Below are 2,280 nucleotides of genomic sequence, written 5' to 3'. Positions count from 1 at the left end.
TGAGAAAGAGGAATTCGATAAATATTCCGATTTTGAAAAGAAACTGGAATTAAATAGTGCTTTTTTAAATTCAACTGAAGTGAGTGATTTATTCTACAGCTTACTAAGTATGACAAATAACAACTAAAAAAATCAAAAACTTAAAAAGTACGATTATGCTCAAGTAGCCTCGATATGCCTGACTCGAAAGAGTACGTTGTTTTACGAAACAAATTACGATTTAAATGAAGCACATCTAAGTTACTTGGGTATAAACGGCGATGTATTGTTAATCAGCTTTCAAAAGAGAGTAACGTTTGCGATTAACTACTTTGGTCTTAACGAAGCTCAATTTGATGCTTTTCAGACCAAATTCGCAAATCATCAAGAATCTTAAGTGCGGTACGGCCGAACTCTGTTAGCTCATAGCTGACTGCGATTGGGCGATCGCTGATCACTTTGCGCACCACCATGCCTTCCGCTTCTAGCTCTTTAAGGCGTTGGTCGATCATCTTTTTGCTTGCGCCGCCTAGCATGCGTGCTAGGTCATTGAAACGAACTGGGCCATCTTTCAAATGAAAAATCAAAGAGCCTTTCCATTTACCACCAATTAGACGCATCCCTTTCTCGATAGCACATGGCTCCGCACATACGTTCGCCACTGACTTACGACCTTTGCTATCTACACTGATTCTGCTTTCCACAATACACCTCAAGATACGCACCCAATCTAGGTAACGAAAAGTAAGCTAGATACATTTAGTGCTTTAGAGTAATAAAAACGTCACCTCGTCGCAAACAAATAAAAATGGACCGCATGCAGCAGTCCATCTCAATCCATCATTCAGTTCGCACTATGTTTCTAAAAGGATTAGAAGTTTTCGTTAATGTGCGCTTCGAAACGAACAAAATCGTTTTCGATATCTGCGTTCTTCATCACGTCGTAACAAGCGAATGTAGGCAGTGCTGACATACCAAAGAAGCGGAAGTTAGCATGCATGTGGAACATCAAATCGTCCACGCCTTTACCTTGGAATAGGTATTCGTTCTCATCATCAAACGATTCTTCTGGCGCGTTGAATGTCAGTGACAGCATGTATTTACTGTTGGTTTGAGTACCGCCTGTACCATAGTTTTTCTTTGGTTCTTCTGCGCTACGGCCATCAAATGCACACAGTGCGCCGCCCATACCCGCAGTAAACACGTCGTCCATGTATTTTTTGAATGACCAAGGCACAGACATCCAGTTGATTGGGCTTTGGATGATCACGCGATCAGCCCATTCAAAGTGTGCGAGTTGCTCATCTACGTTGATCTCATCTTGCATTGTCACAACGCGAACTTCATGGCCTTTTGCTTGCAGAAGCGTCTGTGCTTTGTCGACAAGAGAAGCATTTAGACGACCTTCTGAATATGGTGATGGTTCGTGTGCATTGATGATCAGTACGTTGCTCATGGGATTACCTTTAAATAAGTTCATAAGATGACGCAGTAACCATTGTGCGTCGGATGTGGTTTATTATGGTAACCTAGAAATATAGTGCAATTAGTTAACTTTTAGTAACCTACTTAATTTTTAATTATATCACTGTTTTTAAAAGATATATTTTTTCAACTTTTTATCCATCGTTATTTCACGATTAATTTTTTCATCGACTTGTTGCATCTTCCACAGAGCAGGCGTACACTTTATCGCAATTCGACGATTAACTATTAAGGCCAGCGAATGAGTGATAAGTGCAAGGACACGTGCGAAGTCGTTTTTCAGACAACGCAACAACAGCTCGAGAAAGAACAAACTCTAGCAGCGCAAGCAAAAGCTTTGTCGCATCCAGCACGTTTGCGCATTCTGCATATCCTGCACACGCTCGATACCATGGGCGGTTGTTTGAACAGTGATTTGGTTTCTGAACTGGGTCTTGCGCAATCTACTGTTTCCGAGCACTTGCGTATTCTAAAGCAAGCAGGCTTTATCAGCGCCGAGCCAAACCCACCTAAGGTGTGTTACCGCATTCAACGCGACGCGTTTGATCAGTTCAATCTAGGATTTTCCAAGTTATTTGATTAATGCCCTTTGCACGCTGTTCAGGCGTGCAGAGATAAACTATACCTTTAACTATCGCCTTTCGACGATAAACGAATAAGAGAACACTATGACTACTCAAGTTTTAAATAGTGCCAGCGACAAAATGAGCTTCTTGGACCGTTACCTAACGGTGTGGATTTTTGTGGCAATGGCAATCGGTGTAGGTATTGGCGCAGCATTCCCTCAAGTTGCTGAGTGGAACGAGTCAATGTCAG

Annotated in this window: 3 protein-coding genes and 1 pseudogene; 2 read left to right on the top strand and 2 right to left on the bottom strand. The window is 41.8% G+C overall.

Annotation, left to right across the window (positions count from 1 at the left end; genetic code table 11):
- Positions 1-317: 317 nt before the first annotated feature.
- Positions 318-683 carry a winged helix-turn-helix transcriptional regulator gene (locus IQR33_RS26635; RefSeq protein ID WP_017821620.1) on the bottom strand — a complete coding sequence of 122 codons (366 nt, stop codon included), beginning with the start codon at positions 681-683 and terminating at the stop codon, positions 318-320.
- A 167-nt stretch (positions 684-850) separates the two neighbouring features.
- A complete protein-coding gene (locus tag IQR33_RS26630) occupies positions 851-1,435 on the bottom strand; it encodes an NAD(P)H-dependent oxidoreductase (RefSeq protein WP_005375454.1) in 585 nt (194 codons plus the stop codon).
- 270 nt (positions 1,436-1,705) lie between these two features.
- On the opposite strand from IQR33_RS26630, the gene IQR33_RS26625 reads away from it, so the two are divergent.
- Together IQR33_RS26625 and IQR33_RS34560 are read left to right on the top strand one after the other, a co-directional pair.
- Entirely contained in the window at positions 1,706-2,047 is a 342-nt protein-coding gene (locus IQR33_RS26625) for an ArsR/SmtB family transcription factor (RefSeq protein ID WP_005375451.1), read from the top strand.
- A gap of 85 nt (positions 2,048-2,132) precedes the next feature.
- Positions 2,133-2,280 (top strand): annotated as a pseudogene (locus tag IQR33_RS34560) (arsenical-resistance protein); the annotation flags it as partial.

It is taken from the genome of Vibrio sp. OPT46 (assembly GCF_015163535.1).
Lineage (GTDB): Bacteria > Pseudomonadota > Gammaproteobacteria > Enterobacterales > Vibrionaceae > Vibrio > Vibrio alginolyticus.
Note: the sequence above shows the minus strand (reverse complement) of the source record. Positions and strands in the feature narration are given on the sequence as shown.